The following is a 21,172-nucleotide window of genomic DNA, read 5'->3' as shown; positions in this document are numbered from 1 at the left end:
TGATATAGATCTTAAAAGTTAGAAAAAAATTGAAAATAATCGATGAAATATTACATTATGAAATCAGACACTTCGAAAAAATAAGTGGTAAATCTATGTTTGGTTAGGTTTTTTCGAGTTTGTTGAGTGGCGGTGTCATATTTGATATAAAAGGGTATCTACTCTTTTATTACGGCACATCTATGTCGCATCTCAACTACAACCATCTGTATTACTTCTGGATGGTTTGCAAGCAAGGCTCTGTTACTAAAGCTGCAGAAGCCCTATTCCTAACACCACAAACGGTAACGGGGCAGATAAAAGCCTTAGAAGAACGCATGGATGGCAAGTTGACCAAGCGTAATGGCCGAAGTGTTGAGCCTACAGAGCTTGGGCAACTGGTCTTTAAATATGCCGATCGTATGTTTGGCCTGAGTTACGAGATGCTGGACATCGTGAATTACAGCCAGCACTCCAATATTCTGTTTGATGTTGGCGTCGCGGATGCGCTCTCTAAAAGACTCGTCAGTAAGATACTGATGTCGACCATCCCTCCAGATAACAGCATTCACTTGCGCTGTTTTGAATCGACCCATGAAATGCTACTTGAGCAACTCTCTCAACATAAGCTCGATATGATTTTGTCTGACTGTCCGGTGGACTCTAGTCAAAGCCCGGGCCTGTTCAGTAAAAAGCTGGGTGAGAGTGGAATGAGCTTTTTTAGTTCAGGTCAGGTTGAAGGGGTTAATTTCCCTGCTGTATTGGAGCAAAGAAAGCTTTTGATCCCTGGCAGCCGAACCTCAATGGGTCGTAAAGTGCTGCAATGGTTTGATAGACAAGGGCTTAAGCCAGATATTTTAGGTGAGTTTGATGATGCCGCATTGATGAAGGCTTTTGCTCGTTACCATCATGACGTAATATTTTTAGCACCGACGATTTATATGTCTGAAGTGGAAGACGACACATCACTGCAACTATTAGGCGGTATTGAAGAGTTAAAAGAGGAGTACTACGTCATATTTGCTGAGAGGATGATCCAACATCCAGCAGTAAAAAACGTATGTGACGCAGATTTTAGCAAATTGTTCGAGTGAGATAGTTTGTTAATGAATTGATATCGATTATCATAACTCCGCAATATGCCGGAAATACTGATAGCCCGTAGTTGGCGTAAAGGTTGTAGGGAGCCAAACTATGAACTTAAAAGAGATGGAGAAGAACTCAGCACAAGCTGTGATTCTACTCAAAGCCATGGCTAACGAGCGTCGCTTACAGATTTTGTGCCTATTACATGGCACTGAACTGTCGGTTGGGGAGTTGTGTGGCAAGTTGGAACTGAGTCAGTCTGCTTTATCTCAACATCTTGCTTGGTTGAGAAGAGATGGTTTGGTCGAAACTCGCAAAGAAGCTCAAACTGTGTATTACACATTGAGTAGTGAAGAAGTAAAAGCGATGATTAACCTACTGCATGGTATTTATTGCAAGTAGCTTATTGCTGGTGGGAGGGGGATTTCTTATCAGCGATAGAATGACACAAGGAAGTGTTAGCATTTCACATTGAACGTTAGTGTTTACCTATCTACCTATCTACCTATCTATCTATCTATCTATCTACGTACCAATTTGCTTCTCTATTTATTTTTCTTATTGTTTGTTTTATCTATCTGCTTAAATTGTTTATCGGTCAGAAAAACGGCTGTTAGCACGTAAAATAAAAGCGTTACTCAAAATTTAGATATAAAAAAACCGGCCTAGGCCGGTTTTTTTCGTTTTGCGTTGTAATCAAATTTCTATTAAAGAGCTTTGATTGCAGCAGCGAAACGAGACTTATGACGTGCAGCTTTATTCTTATGAATAAGGCCTTTAGTCGCCATACGGTCAAGAAGTGGTGTAACTTCTACAAGAGCAGCAGTTGCAGCTTCTTTATCACCAGCTGCGATAGCTGCGATAGTCTTTTTCATGTAAGTGCGCATCATAGAACGACGGCTAGCATTGTGCTGGCGACGTTTCTCAGCTTGGATAGCGCGCTTCTTAGCAGATTTACTGTTTGCCAAGGGTCTAACTCCCAAAAACTTAGTTCGGTGACAATTTAAGGGCGAGGACTATCCCTCATTAGCGCTTAATTGTCAAATGATTTGTGCAAAAACCAATCGTAGCCAAACAAACTTTGGTATGGAAAGGTCATCGCGGTTAAGATGGCGGGGATTCTAACAGCATTTTTAGACCAATGCTAATAAATATGCTTCTTAGGACAGGATAGTATTTATCCTCGCTTGAAAGTAATCAACCAGTGTCAGAGGTTTCTGTGAGTAAACGACTATTAAAGTCAGGCCTGATTGTCAGCGCAATGACTTTTGTTTCCCGTGTATTGGGGCTAGTACGTGATGTAGTAGTAGCAAATTTGATGGGGGCAGGAGCGAGTGCCGACGTATTTTTCTTCGCTAATAAAATTCCTAATTTCTTACGTCGACTTTTTGCAGAAGGTGCGTTTTCTCAAGCGTTTGTTCCTGTATTAACGGAATATCACGCCGCAGGTGATAAAGATAAGACACGAGATTTAATTGCTAAGGTGTCGGGGACGCTCGGGGTTTTAGTTTCTATTGTCACCGTCATCGGGGTATTGGGCTCTGGCGTGATCACCGCGATGTTTGGTGCGGGTTGGTTTATCGACTGGCTAAATGATGGCCCATCAGCACCCAAATTTGAGCTAGCGAGCTTTATGCTCAAGATTACCTTTCCTTATTTATGGTTTATCACCTTCGTCGCTTTATCTGGTGCCATTCTTAATACATTAGGTAAATTTGCGGTCTCTTCTTTTACTCCTGTGTTCTTGAACGTGATGATCATAGGCGCTGCGTGGTTTATCTCACCTAATTTAGATCAACCAGAAATTGGTTTGGCGATTGGTGTGTTTCTTGGTGGCTTAGTCCAATTCCTTTTCCAAATGCCTTTCTTGATCAAAGCGGGTGTATTGGTTAAGCCGAAGTGGGGCTGGAGAGATCCAGGTGTGGTTAAGATCCGCACATTAATGATCCCTGCTTTGTTCGGTGTGTCGGTCAGCCAAATCAACTTATTGTTTGATACCTTTATTGCCAGCTTCCTCGCAACAGGCTCTATCAGTTGGTTGTACTACTCAGACCGACTGCTTGAATTTCCTCTCGGTTTATTCGGTATCGCGATTGCGACTGTGATTCTTCCTGCTTTGTCTCGTAAACACGTAGATGCTCAAGGGGAAGGGTTCGCGCATACCATGGATTGGGGCGTGCGCATGGTGTTGCTGCTTGGTATTCCTGCGATGTTAGGTCTTATCGTTTTAGCTAAACCCATGTTGATGGTGCTATTTATGCGTGGTGAGTTCTCTCCACACGATGTACAGCAAGCATCGATGTCATTGGTAGCTTACGCATCAGGCTTGCTTAATTTCATGCTGATTAAAGTTTTAGCTCCGGGCTATTACTCTCGCCAAGATACCAAAACACCGGTTAAGTACGGCATTATCGCTATGGTGACCAATATGGTGTTTAACGCGATCTTTGCTTATTTTTATGGCTATGTGGGTTTGGCGATTGCGACGGCACTGTCTGCCTTTGTGAATATGGCCTTGTTATATCGAGGATTGCACCTTGCGGGTGTGTATCAATTAACTAAGACAACCTTGTTGTTCAGTGCCAAATTAATTATCTCAGGTGTGGTGATGGTAGCGGCTATTTTATGGCAGCTGGATAATATGCAACATTGGCTTGAATGGAGCTTTAGCCAGAGAGCGCTGACATTAACTGGCTTGATTGGACTTGGTGGCTTTGTTTATATTGTTTCGGTACTGATTTTAGGTATCCGAGTAAAACATTTAAAAGCAGCGACAGATTAATACTGATTAGTATATAATCCGTCGGTTTCACACAATAAATGATGCAAATAACAGGTTTTAGCTGATCATAATGGAACTGATCCGAGGTATACACAATATTAAAGCGCAGCATCATGGCTGTGTATTAACCATAGGTAACTTCGATGGTGTTCATTTAGGACATCAAGAGGTTTTGAGTCAGGTTTCTAAACAAGCTGCAGCATTAGGGCTACCTTCTGTTGTTATGACGTTTGAACCGCAGCCTATGGAGCTGTTTGCCCGAGATAGAGCGCCAGCACGTTTAACTCGTTTACGAGACAAATACGTGCAACTGAGTAAGCTAGATATCAGTCGCTTATTGTGTGTTAATTTTAATCAGTATTTTGCAAGTTTATCCGCGGAAGCATTCATTAAGGATCTTTTGGTTGATAAGCTTGGTGTGAAGTTCTTGGTGGTTGGTGACGATTTTTGCTTTGGTAAAGGTCGTACCGGTAATTTCGCTATGCTCAAAGAGGCGGGCGAGAAGTACGGTTTTGAGGTGGTCAGCACCCAAAGCTATTGCTTAAACCAATTACGAGTAAGCAGTACTGAGATACGAAATGCATTAGCGGTCGATGACTTGGCTGCAAGTGCTACCATGTTAGGACGTGATTACAGTATTAGTGGTCGAGTGTCCCATGGTCGAAAACTAGGGAGAACTATCGGTTTCCCTACCGCTAACATTCCATTAAAGCGTTGTGTTTCTCCTGTATCGGGAGTGTATGTTGTTGAAGCATTGGATATCGACGGTGTTCCTGTCGGTGGCGTTGCTAATATTGGACAACGACCAACGGTTAATGGTGTAAGGCAGCAATTGGAAGTGCATTTTTTTGACTTTAAAGCCAATTTATATGGTAAACAGTTAGAAGTACGACTTTTGCACAAACTGCGCGACGAGATAAAATTTGAATCGTTCGACGCACTAAAGAATCAAATAGAATTGGATGCTGAAGCCGCAAGGGTGTGGCTGCTTCAGCTAAAGAATTAATCGGATGATTCCACCGATTAACATAATGTCTAACTTCGCCCAATATAACGGAATTAAGAATCGATGAGTGATTATAAAGATACCCTGAACTTACCAGAAACAGGGTTCCCAATGCGCGGCAATCTGGCAAATCGTGAGCCAGAAATGCTGAAGCGTTGGTACAAAGAAGATCTTTACGGCGAAATCCGTAAGGCAAAGAAAGGTAAAAAATCTTTCGTACTGCATGATGGCCCTCCATACGCGAACGGCGATATTCACATTGGCCACGCGCTGAATAAGATTCTTAAAGACATTATTATCAAATCTAAGACCCTTTCTGGTTTTGATGCACCGTACATCCCTGGTTGGGACTGTCACGGTCTTCCAATCGAGCTAATGGTTGAGAAGAAGAAAGGTAAGCCTGGTCAGAAGATTTCGGCGGCTGAATTCCGCGAAGAGTGTCGAAAGTACGCTGCGGGTCAAGTTGAAGGTCAGAAAGAGAGCTTCAAACGTCTTGGCATCATGGGCGAGTGGGACAAACCTTATCGCACTATGGATTTTGGCACAGAAGCGAACATCATTCGTTCTCTTGGCAAAATCGCAGACAAAGGTCACCTTCTTAAAGGTTTCAAACCCGTTCACTGGTGTACTGATTGTGGTTCTGCTCTGGCTGAAGCTGAAGTTGAATACAAAGATAAAGTTTCTCCATCTATCGATGTGAAATTTACAGCAGCTGACGAAGCGGCGCTTCTAGAGAAATTTACTCTAGCTGAAGGTCATGCGGGTCAAGGCGAAATTTCTATCGTTATCTGGACAACAACACCATGGACTCTGCCTGCTAACCGCGCAGTATGTCTACGTGATGATCTTGAATACGTGCTTATCCAAGTTGAAGCGAATGGCGACCAGCCTGCTCAACGTATCGTTGTTGCTTCTGAACTAGCAAAAGACGTAATGGATCGTGCAGGTATCGAGCACTTCCACAACCTTGGTTTTGCTACAGGTGCTGATCTTGAGCTTTCTCAGTTCAACCACCCGTTCTACGACTTTACTGTTCCTGCAGTTCTTGGCGATCACGTAACAACAGATTCAGGTACTGGTGTGGTTCACACTGCGCCTGGTCACGGTCAAGAAGATTTCGTGGTTGGTAAAAAGTACAACCTAGAAATCGCTAACCCAGTTGGTTCTAACGGCGTTTACCTGCCAGATACAGAGCTATTTGCTGGTCAGCACGTATTCAAAGCGAACGACTCTGTTTTAGAAGTTCTAAAAGAGAAAGGTGCACTTCTGCATCACCACGCTTACGAGCACAGCTACCCACACTGTTGGAGACACAAAACTCCAATCATCTTCCGCGCAACACCACAATGGTTCATCTCTATGGATCAAGCTGGCCTACGTGCTAAAGCACTAGAGTCAATCAAGAGTGTTGAGTGGTTGCCTGAATGGGGTCAAAGCCGTATCGAAGGCATGGTTGAAGGTCGTCCTGAGTGGTGTATCTCTCGTCAACGTACTTGGGGTGTGCCAATTGCTTTGTTTGTTCATAAAGAAACAGCAGAACTTCACCCAGAAAGCCCAGCGCTTATTGAAAAAGTTGCGAAGCTAGTTGAAGAGAAAGGCATTCAAGCTTGGTGGGATGTAGACGCTGCTGAACTTATGGGCGCAGAAGACGCTGATAAGTACGAAAAAGTAATGGATACGTTAGACGTATGGTTCGACTCAGGTGTTACGCACTTCTCTGTTGTTGATTCTCGTGAAGAGTACAACTTCCCGAACGAAGAGCGCACTCACAGTGCTGATCTTTACCTTGAAGGTTCAGACCAACACCGTGGTTGGTTCCAGTCTTCTCTAATTTCATCTATCGCGATGAAAGACGAAGCACCGTACAAGCAAGTACTAACGCACGGTTTCGTAGTGGATGGTAACGGCCGTAAGATGTCTAAATCTATCGGTAACGTTGTTGCTCCTAAAGACGTAACCAACAAGCTAGGTGCAGATATCCTGCGTCTATGGGTTGCTTCTACAGACTACACGGGTGAAGTTGCGGTTTCTGATGAAATCCTGAAGCGTTCAGCGGATGCTTACCGTCGTATTCGTAACACGGCTCGTTTCTTCCTAGCGAACTTGAACGGTTTCAACCCTGAAACTGACCTAGTTCCTGCTGAAGAGATGGTTGCACTTGATCGCTGGGCTGTTGGCCGTGCTCAAGCTGCACAAGAAGAGATTGTTAAAGCATACGGCGAGTACAACACTCACGGTGTGACTCAACGTCTAATGCAGTTCTGTTCTATCGAAATGGGTTCTTTCTACCTAGACGTAATCAAAGACCGTCAGTACACAGCGAAGCAGGGCAGCCATGCTCAACGTAGCTGTCAAACGGCGCTTTACTACATCGTAGAAGCTCTAGTTCGTTGGATGGCACCTATCATGTCGTTCACTGCAGATGAAATTTGGAACGAAATGCCAAGCTCTTTACCAACTGGAGAGCAGCGCGACACGTTCGTATTCACAGGTGAGTGGTTCGAAGGTCTATTTGGTCTTGCAGAAGGCGAAGAGCTAAGCAACGAATTCTGGACTGAAATCCAGTCTGTTCGTGGCGCAGTGAACAAGCTTCTTGAAGATGCTCGTAAAGAGAAAACGATCGGTGGTGCACTGCAAGCTGAAGTTACTCTATACGCTGACGATGCACTAGCGGCTAAAATCAACAAGCTAGAAGATGAGCTACGTTTCGTACTTATCACCTCTGCAGCTGTTGTTAAGCCACTGAGCGAGAAGTCTGATGCAGCGCAAGCGACAGACGTTGCTGGTCTATTCGTTGAAGTTGCGGCTACTGAAGCTGAGAAGTGTGACCGTTGCTGGCACCACACTCCAGATGTAGGCACTATCGAAGGTCACGAGAAAGTTTGTGGTCGTTGTGTGTCGAACATCGACGGTGAAGGCGAAGTGCGTAAGTTCGCATAACGACTCAGAGAAAGACTGAACTTTTTGTAAAAATCATAGCCCCAGTATCAACTGGGGTTATTTTTAGTTATAGGAAATGTGTTTAACCAAGTTGGTAATCAAGGTCACGTAAGGTGACTAACAATGAATACCAACTTCGTAAATACTAGGAATAGAAATGAGTGAAGTTTTGTTAAAACAATCTGGTGTACGTTGGTTATGGCTGGCTCTATTGGTCTTCTTGGCTGATATCGGCATTAAACTCTTTGTCATGGACAATATGGGTTATGGTTGGGCAAACCGTATTGAGGTGCTGCCGTTCTTTAACTTTTTGTATGTTCACAACTACGGTGCAGCATTTAGCTTCTTGAGCGACCAAAGTGGTTGGCAGCGTTGGTTATTTACGGGTATCGCATTTGCGGTAACAGGTATGCTGACGTACTGGATGAGCAAACTACCAGCAACAGAGAAGTGGAATAACATTGCTTATGCGATCATCATTGGTGGTGCAGTAGGTAATGTGTTTGACCGAGTCGTACATGGCTTTGTTGTCGATTACTTAGACTTCTACTGGGGCACTTACCACTGGCCTGCATTTAACTTAGCGGATATGGGAATCTGTATCGGTGCTGCGATGATCATCTTAGATGGTTTCCGTAAGAAAGACGAAAGCAAATAGCTTGCTTCAAAGTCAGTCTATGACTCACAGAATAGAATAGCCCTAAGCGCTGTCGGTTGATTCCGACGGCGCTTTTTTTTATGCTTCAGTCAACAAGGAAGCAAAGCACAGCGCATCCTCAAATAATAAAGAAGTCTAAGGAAAGTAACGTGGCAGCAATTAAAAATGATTCAGCAGTAACTCTACATTTTACGATTAAAATGAAGGATGGTTCAGTTGCCGATAGTACGGAGAACATGGGCAAACCAGCGAAGTTCGTCATGGGTGATGGCAGCCTAAGTGAGAACTTTGAAGCGTGCTTACTTGGACTTGAAGCCGGCACTGAAAAGTCTATCGAACTGAAGGCGGAAGACGCGTTTGGTATGCCAAACCCAGATCATATTCACTATATGGATCGTGCTAAGTTTGTTGGCGACTCTGAAGTTGAAGTGGGCACTATCATGGCATTTTCAGGTCCTGACGGTATGGAAATTCCAGGTATTATTACTGAGATCGCAGGTGATTCAGTGACGGTTGATTTTAATCACCCACTCGCTGGTCAAGACGTTACCTTTGACGTCAATATCTTAACGGTAGAATAACTCTCTTAACGTTAGAATAGCTGTCTTCACGCTAGAATAAGATAGCCTTACAGCTGTGATCTCACCCAGAGCTTCACTGTCTAGACGCTTCACTGTAGAATGCGAACCTCGCTGACGGCGAACTCTATAGAAGCAACCTTAGTACCGCGGTAAATGATGAGCAATGAAATGAAAATAATGTTAGCTAACCCTCGTGGCTTTTGTGCCGGTGTCGATCGTGCGATCAGCATCGTAGAGCGTGCACTCGAAATGTATCAGCCACCGATCTATGTTCGCCATGAAGTGGTACACAACCGCTTTGTTGTTGAGGGGCTCAAGCAGCGTGGTGCTATTTTTGTCGAAGAACTGAGTGAGGTGCCAGACGACAACATCGTGATCTTTTCGGCTCACGGTGTTTCTCAAGCGGTTCGTAAAGAAGCGAAAGAGCGTGAGTTAACGGTATTTGATGCAACGTGTCCTTTGGTGACTAAAGTTCATATGGAGGTTGCTCGTGCGAGCCGCAAGCATATGGAAGTGGTACTGATTGGTCACGCAGGTCACCCTGAGGTTGAAGGGACTATGGGTCAGTACGCTAGCCAAGCCGGTGGTATGTACTTGGTTGAAAGGCCAGAAGACGTACAGAACCTAGTGGTGAATGATCCAACTAACCTACACTACGTGAGCCAAACTACACTGTCTGTTGATGAGACGGCAGATGTGATTGAAGAGCTACGCCGTGTGTTCCCTGAGATCCAAGGCCCACGTAAAGACGACATCTGCTACGCAACTCAAAACCGTCAAGACGCAGTGCGTGAGATGGCAAACGACGTCGACGTAGTGATTGTTGTTGGCTCTAAGAACTCATCGAATTCAACACGTTTGAAAGAGCTGGCTGAGAAGCTAGGCACACCTGGCTACCTAACTGATTGCCCTGAAGACATTCAGACTGAGTGGGTTGAAGGCAAGAAGAAAATCGGTGTAACCGCTGGTGCTTCTGCTCCTGAAGAGCTAGTTAACCAAATCTTAGATCGTATCCGCGAGCTAGGTGCTACCGATGTTGAAGAGATTCAAGGTCGTGAAGAGAACATGTTCTTCGAAGTACCAAAAGAGCTACAGATTAAACAAGTCGACTAATTTCTATCGATTCTTAAACAGTAAAAAGCCAACGTTGATGCGTTGGCTTTTTTGATCGTGCTTTGGAACAAGGCGTCTAATTCTAACGCGTTACTGGAGACCGAGTTGCTCTTTTAAAGTCTTTAAATAACGACGACTCACCGGGACTTCAAAGCCAGTCAGGGTAATGATCTCTGCTAATCCATTTTCTAGCAGTTTGATCTCTTGGATCGATTTTATGTTGATCAAATACTGTCGATGACAGCGGATCAAATCGGTCTTTTCTTCCAAGATCTTTAGTGTTAACTGTGAGGTTGCGGTTTGCGATGAGCTACGAACATGCACACCACTGATATCGGAATAGGCGCACTCTACCGTTTGGCTTGCCATGATCACAATGCGGTTATGACCAATACATGGGATTTGCTCTAAGTGACAGGGAGCAATCGCTGAGATGTTCTGTTCTGGTGCTTTCTGATTTTGTTTGATGACCTTATTCAGGCGACAAACGCTCTTGTTTAATCGACAAGGCTCGACTGGCTTAAGTAGGTAATCAAAAGCGTTATCTTCAAAGGCTTGAATCGCATATTGGTCGTAGGCGGTGACGAATACCACGTAGGGCATGGTATCTGGGTCAAGCATGCTTAACAGCTCAATCCCAGTAACCTGCGGCATTTGGATATCCAAATACACGACATCAGGCTTGAGTAGGTTGATCTGTTTCAGTCCTTCGATCGCGTTACTCGCTTGGCCTATGATTTCCACTTCTCCGGTTTCGGTCAGCAGCTCAATCAGCTCTTCGCGAGCAAAAAGCTCATCATCGATAACTAGTGCCTTTAACATCCTACAATCTTCATCTTGGTTCTATCCCTGCTTGGTTCACGCTTATCTTTTAAATGTCTGCTTCTAAATGTTTCAACTCGGAGCGATCCGTCTCCGAAAATACCATTATTTGAGTATAGGTATGATAAAGCTCATTCGAGTAAATTGCTGTGGTTGAGATTCTATTTTTAGTGCTGAATCTTGTCCAAAGAAATTAGTGAGTCGTTTATCAACAATTTCCATCCCTAATCCTACATGATCTTGAGATGGCTTCTGATAATTACCTGCATTGTCTTCAACGGTTAACTTGAACCCACCCTCGAAAGCCTCGCTAGAGATCTTTACTTTACCGCCTTCCAACATATTAGATATCCCATGTTTGATGGCGTTTTCTACCAGCGGTTGCAGGGTAAAGCTCGGCAATTGAGATTCATATAACTGCGGGTCGATATCCCATTCCACTTCTAGTCGATCGGTAAAGCGTGCTTTCTCTATGGTCAGGTAAGCGTTGACGTGTGCCAGTTCGTCTTTGAGCTTCACGGTGTTGATGTTCTGCTTTAGGTTGCTTCTAAAGAAGTGAGACAGGTGTTGAATCAACTCTCGAGCTTTATCTGGGTCACGACGTGTTACTGCGCTGATAGTATTAAGCGCATTGAACAAGAAGTGCGGGTTCACTTGAGCGTGCAGCAGTTTGATTTCTGCTTGTGTCAGTAGCGTTTGCTGCTGCTGGTAGTTGCTAAATAGGATCTGGCTCGATAATAGTTGAGCGATACCTTCACCCATCGACATATTGATAGTTGAGAATAGTTTCAGCTTTGGCTCATAGAGCTTGATGGTGCCGACCACTTCGTTACCCGCGCGCAATGGAATAATCAACGCAGAACCCAATTTACAATCCTGCGACAAGGAGCATTGGTATGGGTTCTCTTTGCCATCAAGGTAGATGATGTCGTTCTGTTCCATCGAAGTGAGCGTGCTTTGCGATGAAATCGGGGTGTTCGGAATATGGTGTTCATCACCAATACCAACGAACGCGAGGATTTTCTCTCGGTCGGTGATCGCTACCGCCCCTACGTTGGTCTCTTCATAAACGATACGTACGATTTTTTGTGCGTTATCGGAAGTGAAGCCACCATGCAAAATACCCACTGAACGCTCGGCGATGGTTAATGCGCGGCGTGAGAAAGTTGCCGAATACTTCTCGAAGATGGTTTTCCGATCTTGGATGATGCTCATGAACAGCGCCGCACCGACCGAGTTAGCAATGATCATTGGCGCGGCAATATCAGAAACCAGAGCATAGGACTGCTCGAATGGTTTCGCGACCGCTAACAGAATTAGCATCTGAATAATCTCTGCAAACAGGGTTACCGAGAAAACCACCAATGGATTAAACAGCTGGCTGGCTTTGTTTTTTCTCACTAGGTAAACGTGTAATAGGCCGCCAATCAAGCCTTCTGCTGTGGTTGAAATCGCGCAAGCTAGATCGGTGAATCCACCCAAAGAGTAACGATGGATACCGCCAGTAAAACCGACGGCAAAGCCAACGACAGGGCCGCCAAATAGACCACCCATTACCGCACCCATCGCACGCGTGTTGGCGATGGCATCATTGATCTGCAGTCCGAAATAGGTACCCATAATGCAGAACAGGGAAAACAGAACGTAGCAGCTGATCTTATGGCTTAAGCGAGATGAGATGCTCAACAAAGGGAGAATCAGTGGGGTTTTACTCAGCATGTAAGCAATCACTAAGTAGACGCAGGTTTGTTGCAGCAGAGAGAGAATGAGTTCCATATTTTCACCTATTGAGACGCTTGTTAAGTGTAAAGCTCATTGCTTGGTAACGGTAGCTTTGCTTGTGTTTTCGTAGGTTATATTCGCTTCCCAGAGTCGAAAGCACTAACGCCTGAAAACACTAAAGCCCATCACAGAGGACGGGCTTTAGTCTTAATTTCCACGAATCACTGGGTGATACGGGAGCAAGCGAAGTGTGTTTGGCTTGTTCTTTTGTCTCTCTATGAAGACGTGTCTCTTGTTCTCAAGAGTCTGAAAGAACTAGGCGGTTTTGGTGACGCCTTTTGCTTCTTTTTCTTCTTCATCAGCAAGGTCGATATCGCCTTTGCCTTTTGAAATTTTGATAACGTAAGCCGCAATTCCGAATGCACTCACCACGCCGATGATGGTTGAAAGCTGCATTGGTAGACCGAAGCCCAGTTGGCTGTTGTTCAGGATGAATGTGATACACACAGATGTCATGAACACAGCTGGAACCGTTGTTACCCAGTGCAGTTTATTGTGACGAAGTAGGTAAGCCGAAGCTGTCCATAGCATCATGACTGCTGTTGATTGGTTAGCAAAACCGAAGTAGCGCCAGATGATACCGAAATCAACTTGAGTCAGGATGCCACCGATAACGAACAGTGGTAACGCCATTAGTAGACGGTTACGCAGTGTTTTCTGTTCCATGTTGAAGTATTCAGCAAGGATAAGACGGCTTGAACGGAACGCTGTGTCACCAGAAGTGATTGGTAGGATAACCACGCCAAGGAAAGCAAGGATACCGCCAAATACACCCAGTAGACCAAATGAAGCGCTGTATACTACGTTACCTGGGCCGCCGTTTGCAATTGCGTCAGACAGAGACTCAACCGAACCGAAGAAAGACAGAGCAAGTGCACACCAGATTAGAGCGATGATGCCTTCACCAATCATTGCGCCGTAGAATACGAAGCGACCGTTCTTCTCGTTTTCCATACAACGCGCCATCAGAGGAGACTGAGTGGCGTGGAAGCCAGAGATAGCACCACATGCGATAGTGATGAAGAGAGCAGGCCAAAGTGGTAGGTCATTCGGGTTCATGTTGGTGAACATGTCGCTGATCTCAAAGCCCCCCATGATTTGGTGTTCGTCAGATAGACCAATCGCAGTGATTAGGCCAACAGACATAAAGATAAGCAGTGCACCGAACAGTGGGTAGAAGCGACCAATGATTTTATCGACAGGGACAATCGTTGCGATGATGTAGTAAGCAAAGATGATAACAACCATCGTAGTTGCAGACATCGCGAAATCAGTTTGGTCGTTCACTAGGTTAGTGATCATACCTGCTGGAGCAGATACGAATACCACACCAACAAGAAGCAGTAGAACAATGGCAAAGATGTTCATAAAGTGTTTTGCGCCATTGCCTAGGTAACGTCCAGTGATGGTTGGAACCGAAGCTCCGCCATTACGGATAGATAACATACCTGAGAAGTAGTCGTGTACTGCACCTGCGAAGATACAACCTAGAACGATCCAAAGCATTGCTGCTGGACCATAAAGGGCACCCATGATAGGGCCGAAGATTGGACCTACACCTGCGATGTTAAGCAGCTGAACTAGGTAAACCTTTGGTGTCGACATTGGAACGTAGTCCACGCCATCTTGCTTAGTGTGAGCTGGTGTTTGGCGTTTTTCATTGATACCGAAAATCTTCTCGATAAAGGTACCGTAAATAAAGTAGCCACCAATGAGTGCTGCGACACAGGTAAGAAACCACATCATAATTTGTTATCCCTGAATGTATTAATTAAGTCAGGGTGTATATTAAAGGAGTCGATGAGAAGAAACTTCCGCTACGAGAGTGAGTGGTCGAATAGCCAATTTAGCGGTGTTATAACTGATTTAGTGGTTTGTTCACTGTGCTGAGTGGCCGATATTTCTATCGAGAGGCCTATTAGCTCTATAGAGAGGTTGTTTGAGTTGGCTTAACGGCGACTATTGATTCTGAGTGGTCGGAATGAACCTAAAGTGGCGAACATTAGACAATAAGTGGACATCGATAGGCGTTCAGCGGAGAATCACCACAAAGGCAGCGCTTCGTCAGAAAGTGGTGAAGTAACAATATAAAGGATTGAAATGAAAAAAATAATCGTACTATTCGCCGTGGCATTTAGCCTTGCAGGATGCAGCGCCAATGTTCAAGATTTAGCAGCTGAAGGCAATTGGCAAGAGATTGGCTATCGTGATGGTATCAAAGGCCACACTCAGCGTTCGTATTCAGAGATGACTGAGCTTGGCGCAGTCGATCAAGCGAGTTACACAGAAGGTTACCACCTAGGTGTGACTGAATATTGTAATCCGAACCATGCTTATCAGATTGGTTTATCTGGTCAGGTGTATGAAGGCGTGTGTTCTGGTACGGAAGACGCTCAACGTTTCCGTATGGAATGGCAACGCGGCTGGGACGAGTTCTCAAACGACTATTAAGCCCAAGCTAGCCATAAAAAATTAAAACTAAAAAAAGACCAGTACCGCGTGTGTGCTGGTCTTTTTGTATGTCGTTGAAGTAGCTGTCTAAATGAGAAGCTACAAGCCAAATTAAGATTACTGATTATTCTCGACGGCTTTTCTCAAGAAGCCATTTTGCTTATCAAGCTGAGCCTTGGCTAACTCTAAATCTAGCCCTGTTAGAATCATCAAAATAGATAACTTCACATCGTAATCAGTCGCTTTAAGTGTCGACACCGCCAGTGCTTTATCGCACTCCGTTGCTTGGATAACGATACGAGCGGCGCGGGCAACCAACTTTTCATTGGTCGCTTTTACGTCGACCATAAGGTTTTGGTAGCTCTTACCAATGCGAATCATGCTGGCAGTGGTCAGCATATTAAGCACCAGCTTTTGTGCTGTACCTGATTTGAGTCGTGTTGAACCAGTCAATGCTTCTGGGCCAACCACCGGGCTAATTGCGATTTGAGCGATTTCAGCAATTGGAGAGTCAGGGTTACAAGATAATGCAACCGTTACTGCGCCAAGCTGATTGGCATAGTTGAGTGCACCAATCACGTAAGGTGTGCGACCGCTCGCAGCAATACCTACCACGACATCATTTTCTGAAAACTGAATCGCTTTCAGATCTTCAATGCCGAGAGTTAGCGAGTCTTCTGCACCTTCTTTGGCTTTTAAAATCGCCTCTGGTCCGCCTGCAATTAAGCCGATAACCATTTTGTCCGAAACACCGAAAGTCGGTGGGCATTCTGAGGCGTCTAACACACCTAATCGACCACTGGTGCCTGCGCCCATATAAATCAGTCGACCACCGTTTTGAAAGACATGAGCAATTTTATCGACCGCTTTCGCGATCTGTGGCAGTTCCGCTTCAATCGCCAGCGGGACTTGCTTGTCTTGTTGGTTAATCTTTTCAACCACTTCGAGAGAGGTGAGTAGATCAATATCCATAGTGTCAGGGTTTCTCCCCTCCGAAACGAGGTGCGAGAGCGCTGATATGAGAGCGTCGTTACTCATAATGATCCTTAAATGGTGATTCTAAAATGATGGTTCTAAAGTTGTTTAGTCAGCACGATAGAGAACGCCTAGAGAGGCCGCTCTGCTTGCGCCAGTCACTTCTGGTAAATTGCTTGGCAGTTGATGAATATGACGTTGAGCAAGCCACGCAAAAGCCATCGCTTCCATGTAATCGGCGTCCACGCCTTTACTGGTGGTTGAGTCAACCTCCCAACTTGGAAGCAGTTCAGACAGCCTCTTCATCAACAATGGATTTCGTGTACCACCGCCACACACATACAGTGCAGGCTGGTCACCCAAGCGATAAGTCTCCACTTCATTGGCTATCGTCAATGTGGTGTATTCGCAAAGTGTGCGCTGAACATCTTCTGCTGCAAGATCTTTAAATTCTGTTAATTGTTGCTCTAGCCACGGTAGATTAAACAGTTCTCTACCAGTACTTTTCGGTGGTATTTGAGATAGATAAGATTCATTTAACAACTGTTCGAGAAAGGCTTGATTGAGCTGACCTTTAAGCGCAAATTGGGCATCACGGTCAAACTTATCGCCCGTGTGTTTATCAACCCAAGCGTCCATCAACATATTGCCCGGGCCAGTATCATAACCAAGTGTTGGCTGATTAGGGCGCAGCACTGAAATATTCGAGATACCACCAATATTCAACACCACAACTGAGCTGTCTTGTGGCTGGAAAATAGTATGGTGGAAGGCAGGGACTAATGGTGCACCTTGTCCGCCTAATGCCATGTCTTTACGCCTGAAATCGGCAACCGTTTGAATCTGTGTTTTAGCGGCAATGATGTTGGCATCACCCAACTGCATGGTAAATGGAGATTCGCCGCTTGGCTGGTGGAATACCGTTTGACCATGATTACCAATCGCAGTCACAGAAGATGCAGGTGTACCTGACTTTTCGAGAAGTTGCAAAACCGCATCGCCAAACAGATGGCCAAGCTGGTGGTCGAGTTCTCCAATGGCAATTAAATCGGTTTTCTGACCAATACAAACTTCAAGCAGACGCACTTTGAGGTCGTCAGGCATTGGGAACTCATCATGAGCAAGCAATGTGATGCGCGTATCTTCAATCGACACTAAGGCCGTATCAACACCGTCCATACTCGTCCCTGACATCACACCGATATACAGTTCTTTATGATCCATTCCTAAGCTCTTGCACCGCATTCTTAAAGTCTTCCACAGATTGGTTTAAAAACATTGTAAAGCAAATTTAAAGAGAATAACCTCGGGAAGTTTATGAAATTAGGTTTAATAAGGGATAAATATGGGACCGTTGTGGGTTGATGTTGCAGGCTACGAACTGACTGCGGAAGACAAAGAAATTTTAGAGCACCCAACTGTTGGTGGTCTCATCTTATTTGCTCGAAACTACCACGATAGCAAACAGTTATCGGCGTTAAACAAAGAAATTCGTAAGGTAGCGAAACGTCCTATTTTGATTGGTGTTGACCAAGAAGGTGGTCGAGTTCAGCGCTTCCGCGATGGCTTTTCAATTATCCCAGCTGCTCAAGAATTCGCGACTAAGAATAACGGTGAACATTTAGCAGAACAGGCTGGCTGGCTGATGGCGGCAGAATTGATTGCCCACGATATCGATCTGAGCTTTGCGCCAGTATTAGACAAAGGCCATGACTGTAAAGCGATTGGTAGCCGAGCGTTTGGCGAAGATATTGATACTATTGTTCGTCATAGCAGCGCTTTCATCAAAGGCATGAAGTCGGTTGGCATGGCGACGACAGGCAAGCACTTCCCTGGACACGGTGGCGTGATTGCTGACTCACACTTAGAGACGCCATATGACCCTAGAGACGACATCTTTGAAACAGACATGGCAATCTTCAAGGCGCAAATTGAAGCTGGAATATTGGATGCCATGATGCCAGCTCACGTGGTTTTCTCTCACTATGATGATCAACCTGCGAGCGGTTCACAGTATTGGCTGCAGAAAGTATTGAAGCAGCAGCTTGGGTTTAAAGGCTTGGTGTTCTCTGATGATTTAACGATGGAAGGCGCTGCCATAATGGGTGGACCAGCCGACAGAGCGAAAGCGGCCTTGAATGCAGGTTGTGACATGGTGTTGATGTGTAATAAACGAGATGCACAAATTGAAGCTCTGGATAACTTAGCGATTCAAGAGGTGCCTTTAGCCAACTCATTGCTTAAAAAACACAGCTTTGATTTGTCGACACTTCACTCGGATGCTAGGTGGAAAGGGACCTCAGAGACGATTAAGCGAATGCTAGGCAGTGAGTGATAAATAAACACATAATAATTTTAGATAAGGCGATATGATAAATATCGCCTTTTTTGTATGTGTGATCCATGGTTTAAACCTATTTATCTCTTAGAGTGAGCTAAATTCAATGTGTAATATAAAATTTACAGTTAATGTTTTTTATTGTTTACACTTGCAATCGTTTTTTTAGCTGTTATTGTGTTTTTAAAGATTGTTAGCCCAAATGGAAATGTTGGGTGTAAAAATAAATATACAGGTTGAGTTATGCAGAAAAGTGAATTAAGCAATGTCAATATCATCGACGAACAGGTACTGATTACTCCTGAGGAGTTAAAAGCAAAACTGCCTTTGAGTGATAATGCTCGTCGTTTCATTCAAGAGTCTCGTCAAACTATCGCAAACATCATTCATAAGAAAGATCATCGCATGCTTGTTGTATGTGGCCCATGTTCTATCCATGACATTGAAGCTGCGAAAGAGTACGCGAAACGCCTAAAAGCCTTATCTGAGCAACTTAGCGATCAACTGTATATTGTTATGCGTGTTTACTTTGAGAAACCTCGTACCACTGTCGGTTGGAAAGGTTTGATCAATGACCCACATCTAGACGGCACTTTCGATATTGAGCATGGTCTGCATGTTGGTCGTGAACTACTTGTTGAACTCGCTGAGATGGAAATCCCACTAGCGACTGAAGCATTAGACCCAATTAGCCCGCAATACCTAGCAGATACCTTCAGCTGGGCGGCTATTGGCGCTCGTACGACTGAATCTCAAACTCACCGTGAGATGGCAAGTGGTCTTTCAATGCCAATCGGTTTTAAAAACGGCACCGATGGCAACCTAGGCACTGCAATCAACGCAATGCAGGCGGCTTCTTCTAGCCACCGTTTCATGGGTATCAGCCGCGAAGGTCAGGTTGCACTACTAACAACGCAAGGTAACCCAAATGGTCACGTGATTTTACGTGGCGGTAAGCAGACGAACTACGATTCAGTATCGGTACACGAATGTGAGCAAGAGCTGGGTAAATCTGGTTTAGAGGCAGCGCTAATGGTCGACTGTAGCCACGCGAACTCTCGTAAAGATTTCCGTCGCCAACCTTTAGTTGCAGAAGATGTGATTCACCAAATTCGTGAGGGCAACAAGTCGATTATCGGCCTGATGATTGAAAGCCATATTAACGAAGGAAACCAATCTTCGGATATACCTCTCAATGAGATGAAATACGGCGTTTCTATTACCGACGCGTGTATCAATTGGGATTCAACTGAGGCACTATTAAAACATGCACATACGGAATTAGTCCCGTTCTTAGAGAACCGCTTGAAAGGTTAGTCAGAGTTTAAATTTAAGTGCCTCATCTAATGAGGCATTTTAATATTCTGTTGCTAGCGAACCTGCATGATTGTGGGCTTATAGATTGGCACGGGCTTATAGATTAGTAAGGAATAAAATGGCCGTTGAACTGAACGAATTACGCGACCAAATCGATGCTGTCGATAAACAAATGTTGGATTTACTGGCTCAACGCCTTGCTCTAGTAGAGAAAGTAGGCGAAGTAAAAAGTGAACATGGTTTACCTATTTATGTACCAGAGCGTGAAGCTGCGATGCTGGCATCTCGTCGTCAAGAAGCTGAGAAAATAGGGGTTCCACCACAGTTAATCGAAGATATTTTGCGTCGTACTATGCGTGAGTCTTATGCCAGCGAGAAAGATTCTGGCTTTAAGTGTCTTAACCCAGAGTTACGTTCAGTGGTTATCGTTGGTGGTAATGGTCAACTTGGTGGCTTGTTTGGTCGTATGTTCAAACTGTCTGGCTACGAAGTAAAAATCCTTGGCAGCCAAGATTGGGATAAGGCCGACGAAATCTTAGATAATGCTGGGCTTGTGGTTGTTACGGTTCCAATTCACCTAACGGAAGGTGTGATTGCGAAGCTAGGTAATCTACCAAGCGATTGTATTCTATGTGATTTGACGTCAATTAAATCTAAACCTCTACAAGCAATGATGAACATGCATCAAGGCCCAGTAGTTGGATTGCACCCAATGTTTGGTCCTGATGTTCCTAGCCTTGCTAAGCAGGTGATTGTTTACAGTGATGGTCGTGGTTCTGAAAGTTACCAATGGCTACTGAATCAATTTGGTATTTGGGGCGCGAGCCTTTGCCAGATGGATGCAGCTGAACACGATCACGGCATGACCTTGATTCAAGCACTTCGTCACTTCACCTCTTTTGCTTACGGCTTGCACCTGAGTAAAGAGAACCCGAACATTGATCAACTTCTGAAACTAAGCTCGCCAATCTACCGACTTGAGATTGCGATGGTTGGTCGTCTGTTTGCTCAAGACCCGAACTTGTACGGCGATATCATTCTTTCTTCGGATGAGAATATTGAGATGATTCGACGCTTCCATAGCTGTTTCGGAGAAGCGTTAGAAATTCTAGATGGCAAAGATAAGGCTAAGTTTGTTGAGAGCTTCAACCAAGTGAGTAATTGGTTTGGTGACTACTCACAACAATTCTTGCAAGAGAGCCAAAGTCTTCTAAAACAAGCACATGACTCGATTCATCGTGGTTAATACTGATTTGAAATCATAAAAAAGAGCGACCATCTGGTCGCTCTTTTTGTTTGTGCTGAACGCTATGAAAGCATTTTGCCTACAGTAGACTAAAAG

The 21,172-nt window shown here is 44.6% G+C and carries 18 protein-coding genes; 12 read left to right on the top strand and 6 right to left on the bottom strand.

Annotated features, from left to right (window positions below; all coding sequences use genetic code 11):
- Positions 1-182 precede the first annotated feature (182 nt).
- Both nhaR and AB4558_RS17945 read left to right on the top strand, forming a co-directional pair.
- Entirely contained in the window at positions 183-1,073 is an 891-nt protein-coding gene (gene nhaR / locus AB4558_RS17950; RefSeq protein ID WP_017059341.1) for a transcriptional activator NhaR, read from the top strand.
- Positions 1,074-1,173: 100 nt separating this feature from the next.
- Positions 1,174-1,467, top strand: coding sequence for a metalloregulator ArsR/SmtB family transcription factor (locus AB4558_RS17945; RefSeq protein WP_004735028.1), 294 nt, complete (start codon positions 1,174-1,176; stop codon positions 1,465-1,467).
- A gap of 305 nt (positions 1,468-1,772) precedes the next feature.
- On the opposite strand, the gene rpsT is transcribed toward AB4558_RS17945, so the two are convergent.
- Positions 1,773-2,033: a 30S ribosomal protein S20 gene (gene rpsT, locus AB4558_RS17940; RefSeq protein WP_004739529.1), complete on the bottom strand. Its 261-nt coding sequence runs from the start codon at positions 2,031-2,033 to the stop codon at positions 1,773-1,775.
- Positions 2,034-2,284: 251 nt separating this feature from the next.
- On the opposite strand from rpsT, the gene murJ reads away from it, so the two are divergent.
- The 6 genes from murJ (at position 2,285) to ispH (ending at position 10,145) form a co-directional block, all read left to right on the top strand.
- Positions 2,285-3,847, top strand: a complete 1,563-nt coding sequence (murJ, locus tag AB4558_RS17935; protein ID WP_048606849.1) for a murein biosynthesis integral membrane protein MurJ — start codon at positions 2,285-2,287, stop codon at positions 3,845-3,847.
- Between the two features lie 70 nt (positions 3,848-3,917).
- The gene (gene ribF, locus AB4558_RS17930) at positions 3,918-4,853 is read left to right on the top strand and encodes a bifunctional riboflavin kinase/FAD synthetase (RefSeq protein WP_017062867.1); all 936 of its coding nucleotides are present in this window, start codon (positions 3,918-3,920) and stop codon (positions 4,851-4,853) included.
- A 63-nt stretch (positions 4,854-4,916) separates the two neighbouring features.
- Positions 4,917-7,793, top strand: a complete 2,877-nt coding sequence (ileS, locus tag AB4558_RS17925; RefSeq protein WP_017059344.1) for an isoleucine--tRNA ligase — start codon at positions 4,917-4,919, stop codon at positions 7,791-7,793.
- 157 nt (positions 7,794-7,950) lie between these two features.
- The gene (lspA, locus tag AB4558_RS17920; RefSeq protein ID WP_372074519.1) at positions 7,951-8,451 is read left to right on the top strand and encodes a signal peptidase II; all 501 of its coding nucleotides are present in this window, start codon (positions 7,951-7,953) and stop codon (positions 8,449-8,451) included.
- Between the two features lie 149 nt (positions 8,452-8,600).
- Positions 8,601-9,032: an FKBP-type peptidyl-prolyl cis-trans isomerase gene (gene fkpB, locus AB4558_RS17915; protein ID WP_017062866.1), complete on the top strand. Its 432-nt coding sequence runs from the start codon at positions 8,601-8,603 to the stop codon at positions 9,030-9,032.
- 156 nt (positions 9,033-9,188) lie between these two features.
- Positions 9,189-10,145, top strand: a complete 957-nt coding sequence (gene ispH, locus AB4558_RS17910; RefSeq protein ID WP_029235677.1) for a 4-hydroxy-3-methylbut-2-enyl diphosphate reductase — start codon at positions 9,189-9,191, stop codon at positions 10,143-10,145.
- Positions 10,146-10,235: 90 nt separating this feature from the next.
- On the opposite strand, the gene btsR is transcribed toward ispH, so the two are convergent.
- The 3 genes from btsR to AB4558_RS17895 form a co-directional block, all read right to left on the bottom strand.
- Positions 10,236-10,967 carry a two-component system response regulator BtsR gene (gene btsR / locus AB4558_RS17905; protein WP_017070063.1) on the bottom strand — a complete coding sequence of 244 codons (732 nt, stop codon included), beginning with the start codon at positions 10,965-10,967 and terminating at the stop codon, positions 10,236-10,238.
- Between the two features lie 105 nt (positions 10,968-11,072).
- Complete coding sequence (locus AB4558_RS17900) at positions 11,073-12,743, bottom strand: LytS/YhcK type 5TM receptor domain-containing protein (RefSeq protein WP_372074521.1); 1,671 nt, start codon at positions 12,741-12,743, stop codon at positions 11,073-11,075.
- A gap of 261 nt (positions 12,744-13,004) precedes the next feature.
- A complete protein-coding gene (locus AB4558_RS17895; protein ID WP_372074523.1) occupies positions 13,005-14,495 on the bottom strand; it encodes a carbon starvation protein A in 1,491 nt (496 codons plus the stop codon).
- A gap of 354 nt (positions 14,496-14,849) precedes the next feature.
- Between AB4558_RS17895 and AB4558_RS17890 the strand changes: the two genes are divergently transcribed.
- Entirely contained in the window at positions 14,850-15,200 is a 351-nt protein-coding gene (locus tag AB4558_RS17890) for a DUF2799 domain-containing protein (RefSeq protein ID WP_017059350.1), read from the top strand.
- A 117-nt stretch (positions 15,201-15,317) separates the two neighbouring features.
- On the opposite strand, the gene murQ is transcribed toward AB4558_RS17890, so the two are convergent.
- Positions 15,318-16,238, bottom strand: a complete 921-nt coding sequence (gene murQ, locus AB4558_RS17885; RefSeq protein ID WP_032545650.1) for an N-acetylmuramic acid 6-phosphate etherase — start codon at positions 16,236-16,238, stop codon at positions 15,318-15,320.
- Positions 16,239-16,283: 45 nt separating this feature from the next.
- Positions 16,284-17,399 (bottom strand): anhydro-N-acetylmuramic acid kinase, encoded by a 1,116-nt coding sequence (locus tag AB4558_RS17880; protein WP_372074525.1) that lies wholly within the window; start codon positions 17,397-17,399, stop codon positions 16,284-16,286.
- A 121-nt stretch (positions 17,400-17,520) separates the two neighbouring features.
- Between AB4558_RS17880 and nagZ the strand changes: the two genes are divergently transcribed.
- From nagZ to tyrA, 3 genes are all read left to right on the top strand, one after another.
- Complete coding sequence (gene nagZ, locus AB4558_RS17875) at positions 17,521-18,510, top strand: beta-N-acetylhexosaminidase (protein WP_372074527.1); 990 nt, start codon at positions 17,521-17,523, stop codon at positions 18,508-18,510.
- 246 nt (positions 18,511-18,756) lie between these two features.
- Complete coding sequence (locus AB4558_RS17870; protein WP_017059354.1) at positions 18,757-19,830, top strand: 3-deoxy-7-phosphoheptulonate synthase; 1,074 nt, start codon at positions 18,757-18,759, stop codon at positions 19,828-19,830.
- Positions 19,831-19,948: 118 nt separating this feature from the next.
- The gene (tyrA, locus tag AB4558_RS17865) at positions 19,949-21,076 is read left to right on the top strand and encodes a bifunctional chorismate mutase/prephenate dehydrogenase (protein ID WP_372074529.1); all 1,128 of its coding nucleotides are present in this window, start codon (positions 19,949-19,951) and stop codon (positions 21,074-21,076) included.
- Positions 21,077-21,172: the final 96 nt, after the last annotated feature.

Origin of the sequence: Vibrio sp. 10N.222.51.C5 (assembly GCF_041474575.1) — a bacterium.
Lineage (GTDB): Bacteria > Pseudomonadota > Gammaproteobacteria > Enterobacterales > Vibrionaceae > Vibrio > Vibrio crassostreae_C.
The sequence above is the reverse complement of the archived record's forward strand: the minus strand, read 5'-3'. Positions and strand labels throughout refer to the sequence as shown.